Annotated in this window: 26 protein-coding genes; 15 read left to right on the plus strand and 11 right to left on the minus strand. The window is 66.5% G+C overall.

Annotation, left to right across the window (positions count from 1 at the left end):
- The first annotated feature begins 102 nt into the window (after positions 1 to 102).
- The 5 genes from GD429_RS04230 to GD429_RS04250 all read left to right on the plus strand — a co-directional run bounded on the left by GD429_RS04230 (position 103) and on the right by GD429_RS04250 (position 3858).
- Positions 103 to 1485 (plus strand): cache domain-containing protein, encoded by a 1383-nt coding sequence (locus GD429_RS04230; RefSeq protein ID WP_152855819.1) that lies wholly within the window; start codon positions 103 to 105, stop codon positions 1483 to 1485.
- A 32-nt stretch (positions 1486 to 1517) separates the two neighbouring features.
- On the plus strand, positions 1518 to 2162 hold the full coding sequence (locus GD429_RS04235) for a response regulator (protein WP_152855820.1): 645 nt from the start codon (positions 1518 to 1520) through the stop codon (positions 2160 to 2162).
- A gap of 174 nt (positions 2163 to 2336) precedes the next feature.
- Entirely contained in the window at positions 2337 to 2900 is a 564-nt protein-coding gene (locus GD429_RS04240) for a PAAR domain-containing protein (RefSeq protein ID WP_152855821.1), read from the plus strand.
- A 20-nt stretch (positions 2901 to 2920) separates the two neighbouring features.
- Positions 2921 to 3526 (plus strand): type VI secretion system amidase effector protein Tae4, encoded by a 606-nt coding sequence (locus GD429_RS04245; protein ID WP_321574398.1) that lies wholly within the window; start codon positions 2921 to 2923, stop codon positions 3524 to 3526.
- Positions 3523 to 3858, plus strand: coding sequence for a hypothetical protein (locus GD429_RS04250; RefSeq protein WP_152855822.1), 336 nt, complete (start codon positions 3523 to 3525; stop codon positions 3856 to 3858). Before GD429_RS04245 ends, GD429_RS04250 begins: the two co-directional genes overlap by 4 nt.
- A 485-nt stretch (positions 3859 to 4343) precedes the next feature.
- Here GD429_RS04250 and GD429_RS04255 read toward each other — a convergent pair whose 3' ends face one another.
- Positions 4344 to 4940 (minus strand): phospholipid-binding protein MlaC, encoded by a 597-nt coding sequence (locus GD429_RS04255; RefSeq protein ID WP_152855823.1) that lies wholly within the window; start codon positions 4938 to 4940, stop codon positions 4344 to 4346.
- Between the two features lie 327 nt (positions 4941 to 5267).
- Between GD429_RS04255 and GD429_RS04260 the strand changes: the two genes are divergently transcribed.
- Together GD429_RS04260 and GD429_RS04265 are read left to right on the plus strand one after the other, a co-directional pair.
- Positions 5268 to 7901, plus strand: coding sequence for an MMPL family transporter (locus GD429_RS04260; protein WP_152855824.1), 2634 nt, complete (start codon positions 5268 to 5270; stop codon positions 7899 to 7901).
- Positions 7894 to 8889 (plus strand): VacJ family lipoprotein, encoded by a 996-nt coding sequence (locus tag GD429_RS04265; protein WP_152855825.1) that lies wholly within the window; start codon positions 7894 to 7896, stop codon positions 8887 to 8889. The genes GD429_RS04260 and GD429_RS04265 overlap by 8 nt, the downstream gene beginning before the upstream one ends.
- Before the next feature lie 117 nt (positions 8890 to 9006).
- Here GD429_RS04265 and GD429_RS04270 read toward each other — a convergent pair whose 3' ends face one another.
- The 5 genes from GD429_RS04270 to GD429_RS04295 all read right to left on the minus strand — a co-directional run bounded on the left by GD429_RS04270 (position 9007) and on the right by GD429_RS04295 (position 14428).
- Positions 9007 to 9663 carry a phosphorylase gene (locus GD429_RS04270; RefSeq protein WP_152855995.1) on the minus strand — a complete coding sequence of 219 codons (657 nt, stop codon included), beginning with the start codon at positions 9661 to 9663 and terminating at the stop codon, positions 9007 to 9009.
- 54 nt (positions 9664 to 9717) lie between these two features.
- Positions 9718 to 11691, minus strand: a complete 1974-nt coding sequence (gene shc, locus GD429_RS04275; RefSeq protein ID WP_152855826.1) for a squalene--hopene cyclase — start codon at positions 11689 to 11691, stop codon at positions 9718 to 9720.
- Between the two features lie 10 nt (positions 11692 to 11701).
- Entirely contained in the window at positions 11702 to 12955 is a 1254-nt protein-coding gene (hpnE, locus tag GD429_RS04280; protein WP_152855827.1) for a hydroxysqualene dehydroxylase HpnE, read from the minus strand.
- A 13-nt stretch (positions 12956 to 12968) separates the two neighbouring features.
- Positions 12969 to 13817: a presqualene diphosphate synthase HpnD gene (hpnD, locus tag GD429_RS04285; protein WP_152855828.1), complete on the minus strand. Its 849-nt coding sequence runs from the start codon at positions 13815 to 13817 to the stop codon at positions 12969 to 12971.
- A 278-nt stretch (positions 13818 to 14095) separates the two neighbouring features.
- Entirely contained in the window at positions 14096 to 14428 is a 333-nt protein-coding gene (locus tag GD429_RS04295; RefSeq protein ID WP_034181517.1) for a hypothetical protein, read from the minus strand.
- Positions 14429 to 14619: 191 nt separating this feature from the next.
- Here GD429_RS04295 and GD429_RS04300 point away from each other — a divergent pair, with 191 nt between their 5' ends.
- Positions 14620 to 15504, plus strand: coding sequence for an alpha/beta fold hydrolase (locus GD429_RS04300; RefSeq protein ID WP_152855829.1), 885 nt, complete (start codon positions 14620 to 14622; stop codon positions 15502 to 15504).
- Positions 15505 to 15555: 51 nt separating this feature from the next.
- Here GD429_RS04300 and GD429_RS04305 read toward each other — a convergent pair whose 3' ends face one another.
- From GD429_RS04305 to GD429_RS04315, 3 genes are read right to left on the minus strand one after another with little or no spacing between them, the layout of a single operon-like run.
- A complete protein-coding gene (locus GD429_RS04305) occupies positions 15556 to 16494 on the minus strand; it encodes a diguanylate cyclase (protein ID WP_152855830.1) in 939 nt (312 codons plus the stop codon).
- On the minus strand, positions 16491 to 17117 hold the full coding sequence (locus GD429_RS04310; RefSeq protein WP_034181514.1) for a chemotaxis protein CheC: 627 nt from the start codon (positions 17115 to 17117) through the stop codon (positions 16491 to 16493). Before GD429_RS04310 ends, GD429_RS04305 begins: the two co-directional genes overlap by 4 nt.
- Entirely contained in the window at positions 17110 to 17478 is a 369-nt protein-coding gene (locus GD429_RS04315; RefSeq protein ID WP_011548759.1) for a response regulator, read from the minus strand. The genes GD429_RS04310 and GD429_RS04315 overlap by 8 nt, the downstream gene beginning before the upstream one ends.
- A 68-nt stretch (positions 17479 to 17546) precedes the next feature.
- Between GD429_RS04315 and GD429_RS04320 the strand changes: the two genes are divergently transcribed.
- Positions 17547 to 17840: a hypothetical protein gene (locus GD429_RS04320; RefSeq protein ID WP_152855831.1), complete on the plus strand. Its 294-nt coding sequence runs from the start codon at positions 17547 to 17549 to the stop codon at positions 17838 to 17840.
- Between the two features lie 107 nt (positions 17841 to 17947).
- Positions 17948 to 20188 (plus strand): hybrid sensor histidine kinase/response regulator, encoded by a 2241-nt coding sequence (locus GD429_RS04325; RefSeq protein ID WP_152855832.1) that lies wholly within the window; start codon positions 17948 to 17950, stop codon positions 20186 to 20188.
- 63 nt (positions 20189 to 20251) lie between these two features.
- Here the strand turns inward: GD429_RS04325 and GD429_RS04330 are convergent, their stop codons facing one another.
- Positions 20252 to 20806 (minus strand): NADPH-dependent FMN reductase, encoded by a 555-nt coding sequence (locus tag GD429_RS04330; protein WP_152855833.1) that lies wholly within the window; start codon positions 20804 to 20806, stop codon positions 20252 to 20254.
- 367 nt (positions 20807 to 21173) lie between these two features.
- On the opposite strand from GD429_RS04330, the gene GD429_RS04335 reads away from it, so the two are divergent.
- A complete protein-coding gene (locus GD429_RS04335; protein WP_152855834.1) occupies positions 21174 to 21773 on the plus strand; it encodes an RNA polymerase factor sigma-70 in 600 nt (199 codons plus the stop codon).
- The gene (locus tag GD429_RS04340; RefSeq protein ID WP_152855835.1) at positions 21751 to 21966 is read left to right on the plus strand and encodes a zf-HC2 domain-containing protein; all 216 of its coding nucleotides are present in this window, start codon (positions 21751 to 21753) and stop codon (positions 21964 to 21966) included. Before GD429_RS04335 ends, GD429_RS04340 begins: the two co-directional genes overlap by 23 nt.
- A 123-nt stretch (positions 21967 to 22089) precedes the next feature.
- Here GD429_RS04340 and arsC read toward each other — a convergent pair whose 3' ends face one another.
- A complete protein-coding gene (gene arsC / locus GD429_RS04345; RefSeq protein ID WP_152855836.1) occupies positions 22090 to 22449 on the minus strand; it encodes an arsenate reductase (glutaredoxin) in 360 nt (119 codons plus the stop codon).
- A 203-nt stretch (positions 22450 to 22652) separates the two neighbouring features.
- On the opposite strand from arsC, the gene GD429_RS04350 reads away from it, so the two are divergent.
- From GD429_RS04350 to GD429_RS04360, 3 genes are all read left to right on the plus strand, one after another.
- Entirely contained in the window at positions 22653 to 22958 is a 306-nt protein-coding gene (locus GD429_RS04350; RefSeq protein ID WP_152855837.1) for a hypothetical protein, read from the plus strand.
- Positions 22959 to 23426: 468 nt separating this feature from the next.
- Entirely contained in the window at positions 23427 to 24089 is a 663-nt protein-coding gene (gene parA, locus GD429_RS04355; protein WP_034181507.1) for a ParA family partition ATPase, read from the plus strand.
- Between the two features lie 23 nt (positions 24090 to 24112).
- Positions 24113 to 25174: a ParB/RepB/Spo0J family partition protein gene (locus GD429_RS04360; RefSeq protein WP_152855838.1), complete on the plus strand. Its 1062-nt coding sequence runs from the start codon at positions 24113 to 24115 to the stop codon at positions 25172 to 25174.
- Positions 25175 to 25212 lie beyond the last annotated feature (38 nt).

Raw genomic sequence — 25212 nt, forward strand, 5'->3', positions numbered from 1 at the left:
CGCGTGCAAAATCGCCGACAATGTCGGCTCGATACGCCACCGTGCCGCCGCGCGGCTGACGCGCCCGGCTGGCCGCACCGGCCCGCGCTGCCTCGCACCACCATGAGACTCAAGGCAAAGATCTTCCTTCTGGCCATCGTGCCGTTCCTGCTCGCGATCGCCGGCATCGGCTTCGGCGTGCGCCAGCAGGCGACGTCGCTCGCGCGCACGCAGCACGCGACGATCCAGGCTGCGTACCTGTCGAGCAAGGAAGTCGAGCTGAAGCACTACGTCGAGCTCGCGACGAGCGCGATCATGCCGCTCTACGACGCGAGCGGCCGCAATGCGCGCGACGACGCGCTGCTGCGCACGCAGGCGCTCGCGATGCTGCAGAAGATGGATTTCGGGCCCGACGGCTACTTCTTCGTGTACGACCTACACGGCAATTCGCTGATGCATCCGCGCGAGCCCGAGCGCGTCGGTCACAACTTCTGGTCGATGCGCGATCCGCAGGGCGCGCTGACGATCCAGAAGCTGATCGGCGCGGCGTCGCACGGCGGCGGCTACGTTCGCTACGCATGGCAGCGGCCGTCGACGGGCCGCGTCGCGCCGAAGCTCGGCTACGTCGTCGCGCTCGAACGCTGGGGCTGGATGGTCGGCACGGGCATCTATCTCGACGACGTCGACACCGCGCTGCAGCGCATCGACGCACGCGCGTCCGCGAACATCGAGCGCACGATGAGCTGGCTCACCGCGATCGCGCTCACCGGCGCGGCGGCGATCGCCGTGTGCGCGCTGGTGCTGAACGTCAGCGAGTCGCGCAGCGCCGACGCGAAGCTCAAGCTGCTCGCGCAGCGCGTCGTCGAATCGCAGGAGCAGGAGCGCGCGCGGCTGTCGCGCGAACTGCACGACGGGATCAGCCAGATGATGGTGTCCGCGAAGCTGATGCTCGAATCCGCGCTCGCGCGCTTCGAACGCGGCACGTCGCGCGTGCCCGAGGCGGAGCAGGCGCTCGTGTCGGGCGTCGGGCGGCTCGGCGATACGCTGCGCGAAGTGCGACGCATCTCGCATGCGCTGCGTCCGTCGATGCTCGACGATCTCGGGCTCGCGGCCGCGCTCGAGCAGCTCGTCCGCGAGCTCGGCGCCGAAAGCGGCATCGACATCGGCTATACGCAGGTCGCGCACAGCGGCACGCGGCCGCTGCCCGCGGCCGTCAACACCGCGCTGTTCCGGATCGCGCAGGAAGCGCTCAGCAACATCGTGCATCATGCGCAGGCGACGCGCGCGGCCGTCACGCTCGACGTCGGCGCCCAATCCGTCACGCTGATCATCGCCGACAACGGCTGCGGCTTCGATGCCGAACGTTCGCAGGCCGACGTGCGCCGCGGCATCGGCCTGCGCAACATGCGCGAGCGCCTCGACGCGCTCGGCGGCATGCTGACGATCACGTCGCAGGTCGGCCACACGATCGTCGCCGCGCGCGTGCCGCTGCGCAGCGCCGCGTGAAAACACACCCCATAACAGGAGACCTGTCACGCATGAGCGCCCCCGACACCGCCCGGCCCGCCGCCCGACTGCTGCTCGTCGACGATCACCCGCTCGTGCGCGACGGCTTGCGGATGCGGCTCGAAGCGGCCGACCTGTCCGTGGTCGGCGAGGCCGGCAACGCAGACGAGGCGCTCGCGCTCGCCACGTCGCTCGAACCCGATCTCGCGCTGATGGACGTCGGCATGAACGGGATGAACGGCATCACGCTCGCGGGCGTGTTCCATGAGCGCTTTCCCGGCATCCGCGTGCTGATGCTGTCGATGCACGACAACCTCGAATACGTGACGCAGGCCGTGCGTGCCGGCGCGAGCGGCTACCTGCTGAAGGATTCGCCCGCGAGCGAGATCGTCCGCGCGATCGGCGCCGTGCTGGCCGGCCAGACGTTCTTCAGCGAAGGGCTCGCCGCGCGGATGATTCACGCAAGTGCGACCGCGTCGCCGCTCGATCGCCTGACGCCGCGCGAACGCGACATTCTCGATGCGCTGGCCGAGGGGCTGTCGAGCAAGCAGATCGCGCAGCAGACGGGGCTGTCGGTGCGCACGGTCGAAACGCACCGGCTCAATCTGAAGCGCAAGCTCGAGATCGAAGGGCAGGCCGAGCTGATCAAGTTCGCGGTCGAGCATCGGCGGCGGTAGGGCCGCGCGCCGATGGCGTCGGCGCCTCGCAATTCGTCGTCCAAATTTCATACTCGTCCAATCGACCTCTCCCCGGGTCGATGGAATCCTTTCGCTTGCCACGGCGAGCGACGTGTTCACGCGGCACGCGGTATCGCCAACATGCGTTGGCGACCGGAACCGGGGAGAGAAATCATGATGCGCCGTATCGCGGTTGTCGGTGACGCGCTGGAAACCGGGGGGAGCATTCTTGCCTACGCGGGACCGACATTCGAATTCGGGCATACCGGCCACCAGGTTGCGCTGATCGGCGGGCTCGCGTTCTGCGATGCATGTAAAAGCACCGGGCAAATTGCCAAGGCCGGCGGACCTCGGCGCCTCAATTTCATGGGTGAAACAGCCGCCGACGGAGACATCGTCTTATGCCGCTGCCCGACGCCGCCGCGCATCAAGGCAACGCTCGCTGGCGAGTCATGGTGTGACGACATGGCGGAAACAGCCGGCGTAGTTGCCTCCGGAAAAAATCGGGAAGGGGGCGTTGTGTCCGTAATCGCGAGCACTTACGACGAATCCGTTCACGCCATTGGAAGTGGCGCATCGACAGGCTATCCGTACGTTATCGAAACGTCGGACGGACGCATCCACTCCGGCCAACTCGACGATAACGGGTATTTGCCTCGCATTCATACCGCAAACGAGGATGAATACGTTGTCTACTGGGGCGACGAAGCCCTCGCACGAATGGACGGGGACGCGTAATGCCGAACTAAAAGACAGCCGTGAAGACGACTGCCGTGCCGAAATCGCACAAGGAAGTCGAGTTGAGGTCCGTGACATTTTCCGAGCTCTGGAACAACTATGCTCACGGAAACCCGTACGATGATCCAAACGGACAGTACCGGAACCAATGCGCGATCCGGATGAGCGTGACACTGCACAACGTCGGTATCGAGATGAAGTCGTTTTCGCAGAAGCGGGTTCGACCGATGCCAGGCAAACCGACGCTGGGACGCCTGCTCATCAATGGCAAATCGACAGCCACACGCGCATACGAGTTTGCGGAGTGGTTGAAACTGCGTCCGATGGCAGGACTGCCTGCTCCGGAAAACGTGACGGGTGCCGATTGGGAAAACAAGGTCAGAGGCCGAACCGGTATCATTTTCTTCTTCGGATACTGGCAACAACAGGGAGACGCTGCCAACGACTTAAGCGGCGGACATATCGATCTCTGGAATGGCGCTCGTCTCCCAGTATCCAGTACGAGAGGTCTCTTCGCCTCGATAGGCCGACGAATCGGGATATCCAGCCTACAGATTCCTCTCGCGGACGTCGGCTATTCCGATCTGGCAAAATCGAAAACCATCCTTTTCTGGGAGATCAGGTGAAGCGCACTGGATTCTCGCTCGCATACTGGATCGTAGGCCTGATCACGACTTGGTTCGCACTCTGGATTGGAAGCCGGATCGATTGGCAGATTCACACCGGTTTGCGGCTGCCGTTCGGTCAGGATGACTGCCGTGAAATCGATCTCTGCTCACCTCCGTGGCCGATTACCGTTCTGCTCATCGGGTTTCTGATCGGACCATCGCTTGCATTCGCTTTCGCAGGCTGGAGAATCGGCCGCCGCCACACTACGCCACAAAAAGTGGCGTCTTCCTTGATCACCTTGGCTATCCCAACGATGCTGATCTATATCGCATCATATGTGATTCGATGACTCGATTGCATGAGCGCTGGAAGGCATCCGACATCGCATCATGATCCTCACCCCGCGTCTCCAATTGATGATCGTTGTCGTTATCGCAAGCTCATTTTCAGGCGGCATCTTGGCGACGTTGATCTGTTGGGGGCACTCCACGCTTACGGAACATTCGTACTGCATGGCAAGGGCAATCTCTTCGATACAAGTCCCGAAATCGCGAATGCGTTCTTCGTCGGATGGGGTGGGCTGACTGCCATTCTCTCGGCAATCGCCGCGATTATCGCGATGCGCATGAGGATTGATCGACCACGGCCATTCCGGCCGCGAATGCGCCGCGCACGATCTGCTCCACCGAGTACTGTTTGCGTTTCATCGCCAACCTCCCGCTCGCATTGGGAAAATTGCTCCGAAACACTAACACTCATTTCTGTCCAGGATTTCTATAGCAGTTCAGAAGGCGCCCTTGATGCATCCGGACTGCGGACCGCGCAGCGGCCCCGTCAGTTCGTCCGCGAATTATGCTTCTGCAGATACGCGATCAGCCCGGCGATCCCGCCCGACGCGAGCTGGCTCTTGAACTGGCCCTGGTAGACCTGGATCAGCCACGCGCCCGACATGTCGATGTCGTAGATCTTCCAGTCGTTGCCGACCTTGCCGAGACGATAGCCGACCGACTGGCTGTCGCCCGGCGTCGTCACCGTCGACTGCACGAGCGCGTCGGCGCCCGACGCGCCGCCGGCCTTGAACGAGAACTTCGCGTCCTGGCTGCCCAACTGCGCGAGCGACGCGGCGTAGGTGCGCGTCATCAGCAGCCTGAACTGCTTGTACAGCTCCTGTTGCTGATCCGGCGTCGCCTGCTTCCACGCGTCGCCGACGGCGATGCGGGTCGTGCGCTCGAAGTTGGTCGCGGGCAGGAAGCGCTGCTCGACGACCTGCGTGACCTTCGCCATGTCACCGCCGCGTGCGGCCGGATCGGCCTTCATCGCGGTGACGGTGCCCTCGACCGCGTTGCGGACGATATCGACCGGCGCGCTCTGCGCAAAAGCGGAAACCGACACGGCGGCGGCCGCGACGAAAGCAAACAGATGACGTTTCATACGGATATCGCACTCAATGGGAAAAAACGACCGGCTCTTTGCATCGGCCGGTGGAGCAAAGTATACCGGGCCTGACGCCCGGTTGCCGTGCCGTGACCGACTGTTACCTTTCAGCTTCGTTTGTCACAGGTGCGGGCGGCGGCATAGCGAGGCAGTGCAGCGTCGACTATGTAAATATCCCCTTACAGAACAGCCGGCCACCGGTATCGATTCCGCCGCCGCGAACAAATCTCCTTCCCGCCCCGAAACCCGCAACGTCACGTCCTTCGCCACGCCGCGCCGGTATACTTGGCTACTTTGCCCTAGCCAGCCGCTCCCCACCGCCACATGGTGACATCTCTCATCGTCCGACTCGTTGCGTGGTCGGTGCGCCGTCCCGTCTGGGTCGTCGTCCTGTCGCTCGTCATCGCTGCCCTCAGCGGTGTCTACGTCGCGCAGCATTTCAAGATCAACACCGACATCAGCAAGCTCGTCGATGCGGAACCGCAATGGGCTGCGCTCGGCCAGGCCGTCGATAAAGCGTTCCCGCAACGCAACGGCACGATCCTCGCGGTCGTCGAAGCGCCCGCGCCCGAATTCGCGAATGCCGCCGCGCATGCGCTGACCGAAGCGCTGCAGAAGCAGGCTGAAGCAGGCCGCATCGGCCAGGTCGCCGAGCCCGGCGGCGGGCCGTTCTTCGAGCATAACGGGCTGCTGTTCCTGTCGCCGCAGGAAGTCTCCGATACGACGTCGCAGCTCGCGAGCGCCCGCCCGCTCGTCAACGAACTCGCAAAGAACCCGAGCCTCACCGGGCTCGCGACGACGCTGGCCACCACGCTCGGCCAGCCGCTCCTGACCGGCCAGGTGAAACTGCCCGCGATGGCGAAGCTGCTCGCGCGCAGCGCCGCGACGGTCGACGACGTGCTGGCCGGCAAGCCGGCCGCGTTCTCGTGGCGCGCGCTGGTCGACAGCGATTCGGCGCGGCAGCCCGCGCGCGCGTTCGTCACCGTGCAGCCCGTGGTCAACTACGGCGCGCTGAAGGCCGGCGCGGAAACCAGCCAGGTGATCCGCGACGCCGCCCGTTCGCTCGACCTCGAGAAGCGCTACGGCGCGGCCGTGCGCCTGACCGGCGAACAACCGCTCGCCGACGACGAATTCGCGTCCGTCGAGGACGGCGCGGCGCTCAACGGCGCGCTCACGCTGCTCGCCGTGCTCGTCATCCTGTGGCTTGCGCTGCGCTCGAAGCGGATGATCGGCTCGGTGCTCGTCACGCTGTTCGTCGGCCTCGTCGTGACCGCCGCGCTCGGCCTCGCGATGGTCGGCTCGCTGAACATGATCTCGGTTGCGTTCATGGTGCTGTTCGTCGGCCTCGGCGTCGACTTCTCGATCCAGTACGGCGTGAAGTACCGCGAGGAACGCTTCCGCGATCAGCGCATCGATCACGCGCTGATCGGCGCCGCGCATTCGATGGGCATGCCGCTCGCGCTGGCCACCACGGCGGTCGCGGCAAGCTTCTTCTCGTTCATTCCCACCGCCTATCGCGGCGTGTCCGAGCTCGGCCTGATCGCGGGCGTCGGGATGTTCGTCGCACTGCTGACCACGCTCACGCTGCTGCCCGCGCTGCTGCGCCTGTTCGCGCCGCCGGGCGAATCGAAGACGCCGGGTTTCCCGTGGCTCGCGCCGGTCGACGATTTCCTCGATCGCCATCGCAAGCCGATCCTGATCGGCACGCTCGTGGTCGTGATCGGCGCGCTGCCGCTGCTCGCGTTCCTGCGTTTCGACTTCAACCCGCTGCACCTGAAGGATCCGAACAGCGAATCGATGGCGACGCTGCTCGCGCTGAAGGATTCGCCCGAAGCTGCCGTCAACGACGTCACGCTGCTCGCGCCGTCGCTCGCCGCGGCCGACGCGGCCGCGAAGCGCCTCGACGCGCTGCCCGAGGTCGGACGCACGACCACCCTGTCGACCTTCATCCCCGCCGACCAGCCGGCCAAGCGCGCGGCGATCGCCGCGGCCGCGAGCGAACTGCTGCCCGCGCTGACGCAGCCGGCCGCGCCGCCCGCGACCGACGCGCAGCGCGTCGCCGCGCTCAAGCGCGTGTCGGATCTGCTCGGCTACGCGGCGGAAGATCACCCGGGCCCGGGCGCGGCCGCCGCGCAACACCTGTCCGCGTCGCTCGCGAAGCTCGCCGCCGCCGACAGCGCGACGCGCGACCGCGCCGAACGCGCGTTCTCCGATACGCTGCGCATCGCGCTGAATCAGCTCGCGGCGCTGCTGCAGCCGCAGGACATCACGCGCGAATCGCTGCCGCCGCCGCTCGTGCGCGACTGGGTCGCGCCGGACGGCCACGCGCTCGTGCAGATCTCGCCGAAAGTGCCGAAGGGCGTCGACCCGAACGACGACACGATGCTGCGCCGTTTCGCGCAGACCGTGAAGGCCGCGGAACCGGGCACGACCGGCGGGCCGATCTCGATCCTGCATTCGGCCGACACGATCATCAACGCGTTCCTGCATGCGGCGCTGTGGTCGATCATTTCGATCACGATCCTGCTGTGGATCACGCTGCGCCGCTTCGGCGACGTGCTGCGCACGCTGGTGCCGCTGCTCGTGTCGGGCATCGTGACGCTCGAGATGTGCGTCGTGCTCGGCATGCCGCTGAACTTCGCGAACATCATCGCGCTGCCGCTGATGCTCGGCGTCGGCGTCGCGTTCAAGGTGTATTTCGTGATGGCGTGGCGCGCGGGGCAGACGGGGCTGCTGCAATCGAGCCTCACGCACGCGGTGCTGTTCAGCGCCGCGACGACGGCGACCGCATTCGGCAGCCTGTGGCTGTCGCACCACCCGGGTACGTCGAGCATGGGCAAGCTGCTCGCGCTGGCACTGACCTGCACGCTGATCGGCGCCGTGGTGTTCCAGCCCGTCCTGATGGGCAAACCGCGCGTCAAACGCGCCAAGAACCAATCGCAAGGAATCAATGAATAAGGTGCGAATCATTGCGGCGACCGTCGCCGCCAGCGCGATGCTGACCGGCTGCGCGACGGGGCCGAACCGCAATCCCAACGACCCGTTCGAGCCGATGAACCGGACGATGTACAAGATCAACGACACCGTCGATTCGAACATCGCCGTGCCGATCGCGAAGGGTTACCAGAAGGTCACGCCGACGCCCGTGCGCACCGCGATCAGCAACTTCTTCTCGAACCTCGGCGATCTCGGCAACATGGCGAACAACCTGCTGCAGTTGCGCATCACCGATGCGACGCAGGATCTGATGCGCGTGGCGATGAACTCGCTGTTCGGCGTCGCCGGCCTGATCGACATCGCGACGCCGGCCGGCCTGCCGAAGCATCACCAGGATTTCGGCCTGACGCTCGCGCGCTGGGGCGTGCCGTCCGGCCCGTATCTCGTGCTGCCCGTGTTCGGGCCGAGCACGATCCGCGACGGTGTCGGCCGCGCGGTGGACGTGCGCTTCAACCTGCTCAACTACATCGAGCCGGCCGCGCGCAACCCGATGTACATCGCGCAGTTCATCAGCGCGCGTTCGGACCTGCTCGGCGCGACCGACCTGCTGAAGCAGGCTGCGCTCGATCCGTATTCGTTCGTGCGCGACGCGTACCTGCAGCAGCGCAAGTCGCTGACGTATCGCAGCCAGTCGTCGTCGGCCGCGCTGCCGAACTACAGCGAGCCGGGCGAAGCGGGCGCCGAGCCGGCCGCGACGCCGGCCTTGCCGGGACTGCCGAATTACGAGGATCCGGGCGAGTCGGGCGGTGCATCGGGCACCACGCCGAACAATGCCCCGGCCGCGCCGGGGTTGCCGCAGTATGACGATCCGGGTGCGGACAATGCGATGCCCGCGAGCGCGCCTGCCGCGGCACCGGCAGCGGCATCGTCGGGCCCGGCGACGGTGCCGGCTGCTGACGGTGCACCGGCCGCGCCGGCGATGCCCGCGAGCAGTCCGGCCGCGCAGTAACGCTGCAACGGCGACCGCCGCAAAGACAAAGAGCGCTGCAGTTCACATCTGCAGCGCTCTTTTTTTTGTCCGCGAAAAACGAAGAAAGGAGGGAAAGAGAAACGCGGCGCGTGCCGCTCAGACGATCCGCATCGCACCCGCACGCTCGAACGCGTGCCGCGCCTGGATCAGCGTCGTGCGCGCCGCGCGCGCATCGCTCGCGACCTGCAGCAGCGGGCCGAGCTGCGACGGCTGCTTCAGCAATTCGCGCAGGATCGGCAGGATCGCCGTGCTGCCGTCGTCGCACAGGCCGGCCGTCGCCGCGCGCGGCAGCGTGCGCCACGCCGGATCGACGATCGCGCGGCACGCCACGAACGGCACGCCGCGCGCGGCCGCGAAGGCCGCCGCGATATGCGACTCCATGTCGACGGCGAGCGCGCCCTTCGCGTGGTGCAGCGACGCCTTTTCCTGTGCGCTGACGACCGGCGCACCGACGGCCGCGATCGTGCCGCGCGTGACGCGCGCCCATACCGGCGTGTCGTGCAGCGCCGCGACGAGCCGCGCGCTCCAGCCCGCATCGGTCTCGACGCGGCCGAACGGCCCGTCGATCGCGTTCGCGATCACGAGCGCGCCGGGCGCCAGATCGGGCGCGAGCCCGCCCGCGGTGCCGAAGCTCACGATGCCCGCGCAACCGCGCGCGGTCGCATCGGCCAGCGCACGCTCGAGCCGGTCGGCCCGCGCGGCGAACACCGCCTCGACGCCGTCGCCGCGTGCGATGCGCGCCTCGAACGCCATCCCCGTCACCGCGATGACGGGCAATGCGCCGTTGTGCCGTGATGCGCCCACGCGTTACATCCCGACCGTGACGCGCGTCGCGTTGTCGCGCTTCAGGTTGCGGTAGCGCGCGAGCGCCCACAGCGGGAAGAACTTGCGATAGCCGTGGTAGCGCAGGTAGAACACGCGCGGGAAACCGGTCGCCGTGAAGCGCGTCTCGTCCCACAGACCCTCTTCGTTCTGCTCGGCGATCAGGTAGTCGACGCCGCGCGCAACGGCCGGGTTGTTCACCTCGCCGGCCGCCATCAGGCCGAGCAGCGCCCAGGCCGTCTGCGACGCGGTGCTCGGCGCCTGTTCGAAACCGCGGTAGTTCAGCTTGTAGCTGTCGCCGTCCTCGCCCCAGCCGCCGTCCTTGTTCTGGATCGACAGCAGCCACTGCGCGCCGCGCTTCATGCGCGGATCTTCCGGCCCGAGGCCGGCCGCGTTCAGCGAGCACAGCGCGGTCCACGTGCCGTACACGTAGTTCATCCCCCAGCGGCCGTACCAGCTGCCGTCCGGCTCCTGTTCCTTCAGCATGTAGTCGAGCGCGCGGCGGGCCGGCTCGCTGTTCGCGGCCGTCTCGCCGAGCTGCGACAGCATCGACAGGCAGCGGCCCGACACGTCGGACGTCGGCGGATCGAGCAGCGCGCCGTGATCGGAGAACGGGATGTTGTTCAGGTAGTACTGCGTGTTTTCCGGCTCGAACGCGCCCCAGCCGCCGTCGCTGCTCTGCATGCCGACGACCCATTCGCGTGCGCGCGCCATCGATTCGCGGTACGCATCCGACTGCCTGAGCTTCTGCGCGCGGTCCATCGCCATCACGACCACGGCCGTATCGTCGACGTCCGGGTAGTGCGCGTTCGCGTACTGGAACGCCCAGCCGCCGGGCCGCACGTTCGGGCGGCGCGAGATCCAGTCGCCGCGCACGTCGAGGATCTGCAGCGGGCGCAGCCAGTCGAGGCCGCGCAGCACGGCTTCCTCGGCGCGCGCATCGCCGGTTTCGAGCAGCGCGTGCGCCGCGAGCGACGTGTCCCACACCGGCGACAGGCACGGCTGGCAATATGCTTCGTCCTCCTGCACGACGAGCAGTTTATCGAGCGCCTTGCGCGCGATCGCGCGGTTCGGATGATCTTCCGCGTAGCCGAGCACGTCGTACATCATCACTGCGTTGGCCATCGCTGGATAGATCGCACCGAGGCCGTCCTCGCCGTTCAGGCGCTCGTCGACGAACGACACGGCCTGGCGGATCGCGCGTTCGCGCGTGTAGCTCGGGAACAGGCCGTCGACCGCGCGCAGCGCATGGTCGACCACGCGGAAGAACGCGAACCAGCCGGCGCTCTGGTGGCCCTGGCGCGGCAGCAGCCCGGCGTTGACGGGCGGGTCGATGAACAGCTCGTCGATGCGCACGCCGCGCGGGTTCTTCGCGAGCGGGCGCTTCGCGTTCAGCACGAGCAGCGGCACGATCACGGTGCGCGCCCAGTACGACACCTTCGACAGGTGGAACGGGAACCACTGCGGCAGCAGCATGATCTCGACCGGCATCATCGGCACCGCGCGCCACGGAATCGCACCGTACAGCGCGAGCTGGATGCGCGTGAACACGTTCGACATCTCGGCGCCGCCCATCGCGTGGATCGCACGGCGCGCGCGCTGCATGTGCTCGGCGTTCTCGTCGTCGCCGATCACCTTCAGCGCGAAATACGCCTTCACGCTCGCGCTGATGTTCGGCGCGCCGTCGGTGAACAGCGGCCAGCCGCCGTCCGCCTGCTGGATGCGGCGCAGATAGCGGCCGATCTTCTGTTCGAGCTCGAGGTTCGGCGTCTCGCCGAGATAGTGGACGAGCAGCACGTATTCGGCGGGAATCGTCGAATCGGCTTCGAGTTCGTAGACCCAGTGTCCGTCCGCGTTCTGCGCGGCCAGCAGCGCGTCGGTCGCACGCGCGACGGCCGCGTCGACGCCGGCCGGCGCGATGCCGGCGGACAGGGTAGCCATTTCGGTGAGATCGTTCATCGGTCCCTCTTTATTGTGTCTGGAGCACGTCCGCGGCCAGCTGGCCGGAACGGATCGCGCCCTCGATCGTGGCGGGCAAGCCGGTGGCAATCCAGTCACCCGCCAGCACGAGATTGGTCCAGCGCGTACGCACGGCCGGACGTTTCATTTCCTGCGACGGCACCGCCGCAAAGCCCGCGCGCGGCTCGACGACGAGCTGCCACGCGGGGATGGTTTCCGGGTTCGCGCCGGTCACGCGCGCGACGTCTTCCCAGATCCGCCGCGCGAGCGTGTCGTGCGGCATGTCGAGCCAGCGGCCCGCATCGCGGATCGTCGCCGCGAGCTGGCCGCCGCCGGCGCGCACCGCATCGACGACGCCGTTGACGACGGTCGTCTGCAGCGGGCTGCCGGCCGGCGGCTCGACCGCGAAATACGCGGTCACGACCGCGCTGAACGTATCCGGCGCGGTGAGTTCGGGCACGAGCGGCAGCGCGACCTCGGGCGGCACGGCCAGCACGACCGCGTCGCCGGGCGCGAGATCGACCCGCTCGCCGCCGATCACGGCCGCGTCGACCGCATTGCCGTGCGCGCCGAATTCGAACGCGTCGAGCCGCGAGTTCAGCCGAATCTGCGCGCCGCCGTGCTGCAGCATCCGCAGCGCCGGTTCGACGAATGCGCTGCCGAGCCCGTGGCGCGCAACGAGCGGACGGCAGCCAGGGCCGCCCGCGGCAAACGTGCCGCACAGCACCGCACGCGCGAGCTCGGCACTCGCGTGGCGCGGCTCGACGTTCAGTACCCCAAGCAAATACGGCCGCAGCCAGCGATCCCACAGCACGCCGTCGCATCGCATCGTCTGTGCGAGCGAGCGGCCCGTGCGCGCGAACGCGAGCGGCGCGAGCGCGAGGTAGTCGAGCGGTGTCGTGCCCGGCGCGCGCGATGCGGCATCGAACAGCCACGACGGCCAGCGCCCGTTGCCGAAGCGCAGCGTCCAGCGCTGCTGCGACGCGACGTCGACGACCGGAAATTCAGGCAGCGCGGGCCCGACCAGCTGATCGGCCGCGCCGATCGCACGCAGGTAGCGCTGCGTGGCCGCCTGCCCCGAGAAGACTACGTGCAGCCCGCTGTCGAGCGTCGTGTTCAGCGCCCCGTCGAACCACGAGCGGCAGCGGCCGCCCGCATGCGCGTGCGCATCGTGCAGCACGATGTGCCGCCCGCGGCGTTGCAGCTCGACCGCGGCCGACAGGCCCGCGAGTCCGGCACCGATCACGTGGACGGTTCTGGGCATCGACTCGGTCGGCTCAGAACAGCGCGTAGCGCGCGGCGATCATCAGCATGCGCGCTTTCGGCTTGCGCAGCGGGGCGCGCGGGGCGGCAAAACCGCGTGCCACCGCGGCTTCGAGAATGCAGCGATACGCGCCCGACATGATGCGCGGCGCCTTCACCTGCGCACGCGGGCAGGTATCCATCACCGCGTCGGCCTGGCGGAAGTGCTCGAGCGCGCGCTCGACGAGCGTCGCGCACACGCGCGGCAGCGCCGGATCGCGCACGATCGTCGCAGGATCGGTGATCGCGATGCGTTCGCGCGCAAGCAGCTCGCGCGGCAGGTAGCAACGGTTGATCGCCGCGTCGTCGTCGATGTCGCGCAGGATGTTCGTCAGTTGCAACGCACGGCCGAGGTGGTGCGACAGCTCGATCCCTTCGGCTTCCGGCATCCCGAATATCCTCACCGACAGCCGGCCGGCCGCGCTCGCCACGCGATCGCAAAAGAGGTCGAGCGTCGGCTCGTCGGGCGCGCAGATGTCTTCTACCGCGTCCATCGCCATTCCGTCGATCATCGCGTGGAAATCGTCGCGCTGCAGGTTGAATGCGCGGATCTCGCGATCCAGCGCGGCCAGATGGCGCGGCGGGCGGCCCGCGAAGCACGCGTCGATGTCCGCACGCCAGCGATCGAGGCCCGCGGTGCGCTCGGCGCGCGGCAGGTCGCTGTCGGCGATGTCGTCGACCGCGCGGCAGAACGCGTAGACCTGGAACATCGCATCGCGCTGCACGGCCGGCAGGATGCGCATCGCAAGATAGAAAGAACTGCCCGATGTGACGGCAGCGGCGTCGGTTTCTTGTTCGTCCACGACGGAATTTGAAACGGCCAAGACAAGCTCCACGGAGACACCCACGCGGGGCGATTGAAGAAGCCATGCCCGGCTGGGATGGTCAGGGTGTCAATGCGTGCGAGATATGCGAACGATCGACGCAGACAGGCACAAATTACCGGCCGGAAGCCGGAATTGGGCGAAAGTATAGCAATCTTTGAAGTTCGATGGCGGACACACGCCACGCCCGGCGGGGCGCCGGGAGCCGTTGGCAGGCCGGTGCGGCCGGCCTCGGCAGGAACGGGTGCCGCTCGACACCGGCGGGCGCCGGCGGCCCGTCAGCCGTAAACGATATCGCGTTGCAGGTCGAGCGCAATGAGCCCCATTTCGCGGGTGAGCTGCAGCATCGAGCGGCGTTCGAGGCGCGAGCCCATGAAGCTCGTCACGCGGCCGTCGGGCTCCACGGTGAACTGGAATACCGCGCCGCCCGTGCCGAACCACGCGCCCGGCACGTCGGGCGATTCCTGCCAGTCGATCTGCTCGAACACGCGCGCGATCCCCGCGCGCACCAGGTCGCCCGGGCCGATCGGCGGCGCGATGTCGCCCAGGTCGTCGAGCGAATAGGGGCCGGGTTTGTCCGGCTTCCGGTAGAAGAGATAGTCGACGTTCATGGGGAGCAATCGCGAGCAAAGCAACAAATTAGCGCGCTTCGATTCAAATTCATATCGGATCCGGACGAAATGTGGCCTGCGCGAGACAAGGGACGCGGATCGCGGGCGGTAACGCGATCGTACCGCCCGTTCGCGCTTGGATTCGCACGGGTTCGTCTAAGATGACAGCTTTCTCGAAAAACACGGACACCATGGAGACGAACGTAACCGCCACCCCGCAGGCCGACCATCCCGTGTTCGTGCTCGTGCATGGCGCCTGGCACGGCGCGTGGTGCTACGCGCACGTCGCGGCCGCGCTGGCCGCGCGCGGCTACCTGTCGATCGCGCGCGACCTGCCCGCGCACGGCATCAATGCCCGCTTTCCCGGGTCCTACCTCGAACGGCCGCTCGACAAGGACGCGTTCGGCGCCGAGCCGTCGCCGGTCGCGAACACGACGCTCGACGATTACGCGACGCAGGTGATGCAGGCCGTCGACGACGCGTATGCGCTCGGCCGCGGCAAGGTCGTGCTGGTCGGGCACAGCATGGGCGGCCTCGCGATCACGGCGGCCGCCGAGCGCGCGCCGGAAAAGATCGCGAAGATCGTCTATCTCGCGGCGTTCATGCCCGCGTCGGGCGAGCCGGGCCTCGACTACGTGCGCGCCCCCGAGAACAAGGGCGAGATGCTCGGCCCGCTGATGCTCGCGAGCCCGCGCGTGGCCGGTGCGCTGCGCATCGATCCGCGCAGCGGCGACGCCGCGTATCGCGACACGATGAAGCGCGCACTGTACGACGACGTACCGCAGGCCGACTTCGAGGCCGTCGCGAACCTGATGACCTGCGACGTGCCTGCCGCGCCGTTCGCGACCGCGATCCCGACGACCGCCGCGCGCTGGGGCGCGCTCGACCGTCACTACATCAAGTGCCTGCAGGATCGCGTGATCCTGCCCGCGCTGCAGCAGCGCTTCATCGACGAAGCCGACGCGTTCGCGCCCGGCAACCCGACCCACGTGCACCAGCTCGACAGCAGTCATTCGCCGTTCGTGTCGCAGCCGGCCGTGCTGGCCGGCGTGCTGGCCGACATCGCGAAAAGCTGAGCAAGGCACGCGCGGGGCGAAGCCGCTTCGCGCGATGCGGGGCGGGCGCGCCTATGCGTAGGCGACCGAACGGTCGCGCCCGAGCCGCTTCGCGCGATAGAGCGCGGCGTCGGCCTCGTTGACGAGCACGTCGCAAGTCGGCGCGCCCGTTTTCGCGCACGCGCCGCCGACGCTCGCCGTCACCGGCACGCTGACGCCCTCCGCATCGACCGGCACGCTGCCGATCGCATCGCGCACCTTGTCGGCCACCAGCATCGCCTCGTCGAGATTCGTGCACGGCAGCAGCAGCGCGAATTCCTCGCCGCCGAAACGGCCGAACGTATCCTGCGCACGCACGATCGACGCGACCCGACGCGCCGTCTCGCGCAACACGGCGTCGCCGGCCGCATGCCCGAAGCGGTCGTTGATCGTCTTGAAGTGGTCGAGGTCGAACAGCAGCACCGACATGTCGCCGCCATAGCGCTGCCAGCGAGCGAATTCGTCGCCGAGCCGCGCCTCGAAGAAGCGCCGGTTCGCGATACCGGTCAGGCCGTCGCGATTCGCGTGTTCGCGCAGCTTCGCGACCGCTTCCTCGCGCTCGCGCTGCATCACGCTCACATGCGTGACGTCGGAGATCGTCACGCACACGGCCTCGACCTCGCGGCCGCGCGTGAGCGGCATGAACGTGCAGTCCTGCTGCATGTAGTCGACGCCGCCGGTAATCGGCCGGTCGTGCTCGAAGCGGAACAGGTAGGGCCGCTGCTCCCACGAGCTGAACGCGAAGCTGCCGAGCTGGAACACGCTCTCGAGCTTGCGCGTCAGCCACGCGCGCGGCAGGTCCGGAAAGCAGTCGAACAGGTTGCGGCCGATCACGTCGTCGGCCGGGATGCCGCTGTGGTCCTGCATGAAGCGGTTCCACATCCGCACGGTCATCGCACGGTCGAGCACGAACAGGCCGAAGCCCACCCGCTCGATCACGAGGTCGCTCAGCGACGGCGCGGCGGCCGTCATAGCGCGGACAACAACGCGTCGAGCGCGTCGCCCATCAGCCGGATCGAATCCTCGGCCATCAGCATCACGAAGTGGGCGCGGAACGCGTGATCCTCGAGCCCGAAGTTCACCTCGAGCAGCAGCGCGACGCTCCACGCGAGCTCGGGCGGCTGGAATACGTCGTCGAACGACACGTTCGAACCGAGCAGCCCCGGCGGAAAGAACACGGGCTTGCGGCCGAGCTCGTCGAGGATCGACGCGACGCATGCGCCCATCAGCACGTTCGCGACGTCGAACATGAGCTCGTCCGGCGTCGCCATCCCGCCGTACACGCCGTCGCCGAACGTACGGTCGACGATCGTCATGAGCCGCGCGACGCCCGCGCTGCGGCACAGCACGATCGCCTCGCCCTTGATGTCGGAACGGAAGCCCTGGCGCACGGCGGTCACGTTGTCGTGAATGCCCGTCATCTCGCGCAGCGCGTCGCCCGCGTCGGCCGCTTTCACGACGCGCACGCGCGGCACCGACAGCTCGATGAAGCGCCCGAGCAGCAACGCAAGCCGCGCGGCGGCGCGGCCCATTGCAAGGTTGGCGATCTCCTGCAACGCGTCGCGTTGCTCCGCCGTGAACACCGATTCAGGCATACAACCCATACTCCTTGAGAATGGGCAGCAATGCCTCCGACGTCACGGGCTTGGCAACGAATGCGATCGCGCCCAATTCGCGCACGCGTGCTTGCGCCTGCGGCTGGATATCGGCGGATACCACGATCACGAACGTGTTCAGGTCTTCGTGGCGCAGTGTCTCCAGTACCTGATATCCGCTCATGTCGGGCATCGTCAGGTCCAGAAACATCACGGAAGCTTTGCCGTCACGATAGAGCGCCAAGGCCTCGCGACCATTCGCTGCATACGCGACGTCAACGTCCCAGTCTCCCGGCAGCGCCTTTGTCAGAAGTTTGCGAGCGAGCAGTGAATCGTCGGCAATTACAATCGGCAAAGGCATGGAGCGAAGCGGTATACGGAATGGTCTCTCTCGCGTTAACGACCGCGTGGCGCGCTTCTTGAGGCGCCATGCGTTCGGGCGCGGGCAACCGCCTTGCGGCCGTGCACGGGCGCCGCGACGCAGGTGCGCGCGACGCACCGCGCGGCGAACGCCGGCGGGCGCATATATCTGTCATAGGGAAAGCAAGGCGCGATTCTCTGAGTAAACCGAAGGCGGTGCAACTCGCCATTTTCACCATTTCGAACAGAATCGATCCGATCTCGCGTCATTCCGAAAACAGCCGCGACCATTTTCGAGATAAGTACGCAAAATTTTTCCTTGTGTACGTTTGCGCTGCCGGATTCGTCGCGTTTTCAATCTGACGGTTTCCCCCTGTCTGAATCGACAGGATCGCGCGCGTACGGGCGGCGCGGCGGGCCGTCGCAACTCGTTTATGATGGCAGGCACTCCCGCCTCACCCGCAGCTTCGATGACGTCCGACCGGCCTGCCGACTCCCAAGATCCCGCCTCCACTCCCGCCGACGACTGGCAGGATGACGGCACCTATGCGTCCGGTGCGCCCGAGCACGATTTCGCGGTCCGCCGCGTGACGCTGATCGTGCTGCTCGTCGCGGCGATCGTGCTGCCGTGCATCTACGTGGTCGTGATGGCGTACAACGACCTGAAGGCGCGCGAGGCCGCCGCGAGCGACGTGACGATGCGCACCGTGCGGGTCGCCGAAGAGCACGCGCTCAAGGTGTTCGACCTGAGCGAAACGCTCGATGCGCGCATCGTCGACCTCGTGCAGGACATGGACGACGCGACCGTGCGCAACCGGGAATCCGACATCCACGAAGCACTGAACACGATCGGCGGCGGCTACCCGCAGGTGGCCGCCGTGTCGATCTTCGGCGCGAGCGGGATGCTGCTCGCCAACAGCCTCTATTATCCGGCGCCCTATGCGTCGATCGCGAACCGCGACGACTTCGCCGGCATCCGCGACGGCAAGGTCATCGAACACATCTCGCGACTGATGATGGGGCCGCTCAAGCTCGAGAACATTCCCGTGTTCAACACGGGCGTCGCGCGGCGCCATAGCGACGGTTCGTTCGCCGGGATGGTGTCGATCGCGCTGAAGTCGTCGTATTTCAACGCGTTCTACCGCGACCTGCTCGGCGGCGCGGCCACGCCGATGACGATGGCGCTCGCGCGCTCGGACGGCGCGGTGATCGCGTCGTATCCGCCGCCGCCGTCGCTCGCGCATACCGATCGCACGGCCACGTTCGGCGACGCGCGCAACGATCCGCGCGCGGGCGTCGTGCGCGTTCGCCACGACGGCGCGAGCGAGATCGTCGCGTACCGCCAGGTCGGCAGCTATCCCGTCTACGTGACCTGCGCTTACCGCACGTCGGCGATCTGGCGCGAATGGTACGAACACCTGAGCGTGCTGTTCATCTCGATGTTCGCGCCGTCGATCGCGCTGTGGTCCGTGATCTGGCTGTCGCTCAAGCGGCTGAAGGCGGAAGAGGAGGCGTGGGACCGCTGGCAGGCGGAAGCATCGATGCGGCGCTCGATCGAATCCGCGTACCGGCAGTCGCGCAAGATGCAGGCGCTCGGCAACCTCGTCGGCAGCGTCGCGCACGACTTCAACAACCTGCTGATGATCATCTCGAGCAACGTGCAGATCGCACGGCGGCGCGGCGTCCAGCATCTCGACAAGGAACTCGGCGCGATCGAACGCGCGCTGAAGAACGGGCAGTCGCTCACGCGCCAGCTCCTCGGCGTCGCGCGCAAGCAGCCGCTGCACAACGAGACGATCGACGTCGGGCAATGGGTCGGCACGTGCCGCGAACTGCTGAAGACGTCGCTCGGTTCGAAATCGTCGCTGGTCGTCGCGATCGAGCCCGGCGTCTGGCCGATCCGCGTCGACGTCGCGGAGCTCGAGCTCGCGGTGATCAACCTCGCGGTCAACGCGCGCGACGCGATGGCGACGGGCGGCCGCTTCACGGTCGGCGCGCGCAACGTGACGCTGCGCCGCGAGGACGGTTTTCCGCTGACCGGCGATTTCGTGCAGATCTCGCTCGACGACACGGGCTCGGGCATGGCGCCCGACGTGCTCGCGCGCGCGTTCGAACCGCTGTTCACGACGAAGGCGCAGGGGATGGGGACGGGGCTCGGGCTGCCGCAGGTGTTCGCGTTCTGCGAACGCTCGGGCGGCCTCGCGACGATCGACAGCGCCGTCGGCGCAGGCACGTCGGTGCGCCTCTACCTGCCGCGCGCGCGTGCCGAGGACGTCGTCGCTCGGCCGCAGGCCGTCGTGCACGACACAGGCGCGCTCGCCGGGCTGCACGTGCTGCTCGTCGAGGACAACAGCGAAGTCGCGGCCGGCACCGAAGCGCTGCTTTCGCTGCTCGGGCACCGCGTGACCTATGCGCCCACCGCCGACGACGCGTTGCGCCTGATCGAAGGCGCGGCCGCGAACGACGCGTTCGACCTCGTGATTTCGGATATCCACATGCCGGGCCGCCTGAACGGCATCGACCTCGCCGAAGCGGTCGAGAAGCGGCCGGGGAAGCTGCCCGTGATTCTCGTCACGGGTTACGCGGAGGAGCTCGACCGCACGCGCACCGTCAACGTCCGCGTGCTGTCGAAGCCGTTCGACATCGCGCTGCTCGACGAGATCCTGCTGGGCATCCGCGAAGCGCGCGACGCGCGGCACACCGGCACATGACCCGCTGCGTGCGGGCCGGCGGCGTCGGCGGCATGAACGGCCGCGGCGATCGGGCCGAAGTCGTCAGGCCGACTTCAGCAGGCGCACCCAGCCCGCGTAGCGATCGACGAAGCCCTGCAGGAACTTGCGGGTGTCCTCGCTGACGATCTGGCCCTGCTCGTCGATGCGCGCCGGGTCGTGCTTGATGAACATCTCGGGCTGCCCGAGCGTCTTCACGTCGAGGTACGCGAGCACGTTGCGCAGGTGCTGCTGCGCGAGCGCCGTGCCCGTCGCACCCGGCGACGTGCCGAGCACCGCACCCGGCTTGCCCGACCACGAGTTGGCACCCCACGGGCGCGAGCCCCAGTCGAGCGCATTCTTCAGCACGCCCGGAATCGACCGGTTGTATTCGGGCGTGACGAACAGCAGCGCATCGGCGGCTTCGATCGTCTGCTTGAAGCGCTTCGCGACTTCCGGGAAATCCGCGTCGTAGTCCTGGCTGTACAGCGGCAGTTCGCCGATCTCGACGAACTCGAACGAAAAATCGGCGGGGGCGAGCGAGATCAACGCGTGCGCGAGTGCGCGGTTCGACGAAGCGCGGCGCAGGCTGCCGACGACGACCGCAATACGATAGGACATGACGTTCTCCTTCCGGTGAGTGAGGAATCGGATCGATTGCTTCCGAACAGGCGACAAAGGTCTGTTTATAGGCAAGCCAGCCCGCGAACCGCCCCACGGGGCCGTCCGGCCGACTTTCCACAAGGTTTTCCACAGAAATTGTGGATAACTCGACCGTTATGTTCTGACGTTACAAACTGCCCGCCGCGCGGCGCCTTCGACGCGCGATACGGGTTTCGGCAAGCATAGCGCAGCGCGCCGGGCGGTTTCGTGAATTCGTGACGGAACATACGTTGCGGGCCGGCGCCGCGCCCAGTAAGCTGCTCGCACCGCGATGCGCCCGCCCTGTGGCGCAAGCGCGATCGCCTCGAGACACTGCTACCCAGACATGCCGTCCGCGTACGACGACCCCGTTTATCTCGCGCAACTGCGGCGCGACCTGTTGCGCTTCGCGCGACTCCAGCTCCGCGATGCCGACGCGGCCGAAGACGCCGTGCAGGAAGCGCTGACCGCCGCTTGGTCGCACGCGGGCGATTTTGCGGGGCTGTCGGCCCACAAGACCTGGGTGTTCGGCATCCTGCGCAACAAGCTGATCGACGTGCTGCGTGCGCGGCAGCGGACGGTGAGCCTGTCCGCGCTCGACGCCGAGCTCGACGGCGAATCCGTGCTCGATCGCGAGCTGTTCAAGGAAAATGGGCACTGGGCCCCGCATGCGAAGCCGCGCCCCTGGCCGCGCCCCGAAACGCTGTTGCAGCAGCAGCAGTTCTGGACGCTGTTCCAGGCCTGCCTCGATCACCTTCCGGAGCAGATCGGGCGCGTGTTCATGATGCGCGAATTCCTCGACGTCGAGATTACGGACATCTGCAGCGAATTGACGCTGACGACGAATCATTGCAGCGTGCTGCTGTATCGGGCGCGCACGCGCCTGCGAACCTGCCTGAGCGAAAAAGGACTGACGACCGAAGATGCTGCCGGGGAAATGTACTGACGTGACGCGACTGCTGTCGGATGCGCTGGACCGGCATCTGACCCTGCATGAGCGCCTGCAGGTGCGCTTGCACCTGCCGACCTGCAGCGGCTGCAGAGCCTATCGCGGGCAGATTGCACTGCTGCGGACGGCCGCGAAAGCGGCGGCGGGGCGGGAACCGGGCGATGACGACACGTCGTCCGGGGCAGGCTAGCTCCGGCCCGCGTTGCCGCTATCGTCCGGGCGGTGGGTGGGGTGCTGCCCGGCGATCGCACTGGCTTCGATTGCTGGTGTGTGCGCCGGGCTGACGCAATAAGAAAAATACGCCGAACAAGAATTATTCGAACAGCACTTGCACCGATTCGGGCGGCCGACCGATGGCCGCCTTCCCGCGATAGATGACGATCGGACGCTGCAGCAAAACCGGATGAGCGGCGATCGCCTCGTAGGCTTGCGCATCGGTCAGATCCGCACGTGCCAGATCCAGCGTCTTGAATGGCTCCTCTCCGTCGCGCAGCATGTCGCGAACCGGGCGGCCGAGCTGCCGATGCAGCGCTTCCAGTTCCTCGACCGTCGGCGGCGTCTTCAGGTATTCGACGACGTTCACCTGCGTGCCGGTCGTGTTCAGCGTTTCGACCAACGCAAGCGTCTCGCGCGACTTCGAGCACCGGGGGTTGTGATAGATCGTGATCATCATTCAGGTCTGGATGGGAGAGGGCTGTATTGTAGCCAGTCTGCATCGAGTGTTTCGACGCGAGCGGCAGCGGGGTAGCGGTATGCCGATTCGATGCTTTGGAGAGGCTGGTTGGAGGGAAGGTGCCGCCAGCGACACGGGTCTCGCGAGAGGCGCTGCATCGCGGATGGGCTTCAAAGGACCGATGTGTTTGTGCGCATAAAGTCGTGTGGCACGCTATCTCACGGCAAGGGTACGGATTCGCAAGCCAGCGCATCGTGATGGGTGTTTCGGGTGGCAAAGTGCGCAGCTACAGCGCGGTACGTCGATTGGTTTATGCGCATAAAGCTGCGATCGCGCGACAGGGTACCGGGCGATTCATCGCGCCGATGAGCGTCGACAATCGCGGCACCGAAGCGATCGTCGCATCGATGTGCTGCACTGTCAGGGCATCCTGGCTTGCCGAATTGATGCAGGGTCGGCACGTGATCGCTCGACACTCGCCATCCATCGACCGCGGTTTATGCGCATAAACGTAGCGGCTCGACGTGGCGTGATGCCGATGCCCATAGGCTCAATGGCACCCCTCCCGATCTGCATATCTGACCAGGGTGGATACGATCACACCCTCGCTCGCGAATGTCCCGCTGTCCTGCCGTACGCTCGGCCTCCCCGGTCGCCGCAGAGTTTATGCGCACAAACTCACCCGCTGCCAGCTACGACCAGCCACCGCCATCAAGTGAAAGGGCAGCGCACTGCGATATCGCCAGCACCCCGCTGCGCGTGCCGACGGCTAGCGTCGTGATGACGCATCCATCGCGCGGTTCGTCGCCGCCCGCCGACATCAACCACGCCATCCGTTCACGCCACCGATCATCGCCGTGTCGTTTATGCGCATAAACCGATAGCCCGAATGGCTAACGCGTAGTTGTCGAACGACAATTTCATTGAAATATAAATATCGTCCTGTAGAATTCCAACGACCAAAATAGGAGTGAAAATTGGCCGCGGAAATCATTGCAGTCACTCAACAAAAAGGTGGTGTCGGCAAAAGCACGATTGCCATGCACCTCGGCGCCGCGTTCCATGAAAAAGGGAAGCGCATCCTCGTCATCGACGCAGACCGTCAAAACACACTGGTTCACTGGTCGAGTGCATCCGGCGACAGCGACACCGGCATTCCGTTTCCGGTCGTCAATCTCGCCGAAGCCGACGGCCAGATCCATCGCGAGATCAAGAAGTTCATCAACGACTACGACATCATCGTCGTGGACTGCCCGCCGTCGATCACCGAGAAGGTATCCGGCGTTGTCCTGCTGGCCGCATCGATTGCCGTGATCCCGACTTCGTCGTCGCCGGCCGATTACTGGTCGAGCGTCGGGCTGGTCAAACTGATCCAGCAGGCGCAGGTCATGAACGAAGACCTCCGCGCGGTATTCCTGCTGAACAAGACCGAAGAGAAGCGCATGCTGACCCGCGAGCTCAAGCGCGCGCTCGAGGAGCTCGGCTTCCCGTTGCTGAAGACGCAGATCCCGACGCGGGAAGCGTACAAGCAGGCGATGGCGCTCGGTCAGACCGTGCTGCAGATGAACGATCGCGGCGGCAAGCTGGCCGCCGCTGAAATTCGCGCATGTGCCGACGAAATCGTCGCCATGCTGCCCTGACTTTATGCGCATAAAGGAGTCACATGAAACCTTCCCAATTTGCAAAAGGATTCCAAGCGCGCCCGGATATCACGACGAGCGAGAAGCGCACGGCGCTCGACCGGCTCAATGCGATTGACGGCATCGTCAAGTCCGAGACGCCCGCTGCGGCGCCGACCAAATCCGCGAAGAAAGACATCGCACCGCTGCCCGTTCCGGAGCTCACGCTCGATCCGTCGATCGACGAATCGACGCAATATCGCGCGTGGCGTCTCGAGAACCGCTATGCCCCCGGGCAGGTAATCGAGCTGTCGCTGAAGGCGATCAAACATAGCCCGTTCAATCCGCGGCACTTCTATCTGAAGTCGTCGATTGCCGAACTCGCGGTCAACCTCGCGAAGCAGGGGCAGCAGCAGGCGATCCACGTGATTCCGGATTACGACAATCCGGGCACGTATTTCGTCAGCGACGGCGGCCGTCGCGTGCGCGCGCTGAAGGAAGCGAACAAGGAATCGGTGAAGGCGATCGTGATCGACGTGCCGATCGGTATCCAGAGCTACAAGCTCGGCTACGACCTGAACGTCCAGCGCGATTCGCAGACGGTGTTCGACAACGCCGTCGTGTGGCGCCGCTTCCTCGACGACAAGCATTTCCAGAGCCAGAAGGAACTCTCCGAGCATCTCGGCCTCGACGAGTCGACGGTGGCCGTCGCGCTGTCGATCGGCAAGTTGCCGGAAGCCATCATGCAGGAAATGGTCGCGCGTCCCGATCGCTTCGGTTCGAACATGGCGTATCAGGTCGGTCGCTATCACAATGCGCGCGGCACCGAGGCCACGCTGCGGCTGATCAACAAGATCGTGTCGGACGATCTCAGCACGCGCCAGGTGTCGGACATCGTCAAGGGCCGCGTGGCTGCGCAGGAGACACCGAAGGCCGCGGGCCGTCAGCGCTATGCGCAGCGTCTCGAGATCAAGCTCGGCGGCAAATCGGTCGGCGACCTGAAGTCGTATGGCGAAGACCGCATCGAATTGCGCCTGCGCGGCCTCCCGAAGGACAAGCGCGACGCGATCCTCGAGCAACTCGAGCGGATGCTGTTGTCGGAGTGATGGAAGCGGCCGGCAGGGCCCGGTGAGGACGCCGGGCT

Origin of the sequence: Burkholderia sp. BE17 (genome assembly GCF_009362305.1) — a bacterium.
GTDB classification, from domain to species: Bacteria; Pseudomonadota; Gammaproteobacteria; order Burkholderiales; family Burkholderiaceae; genus Burkholderia; species Burkholderia pyrrocinia_C.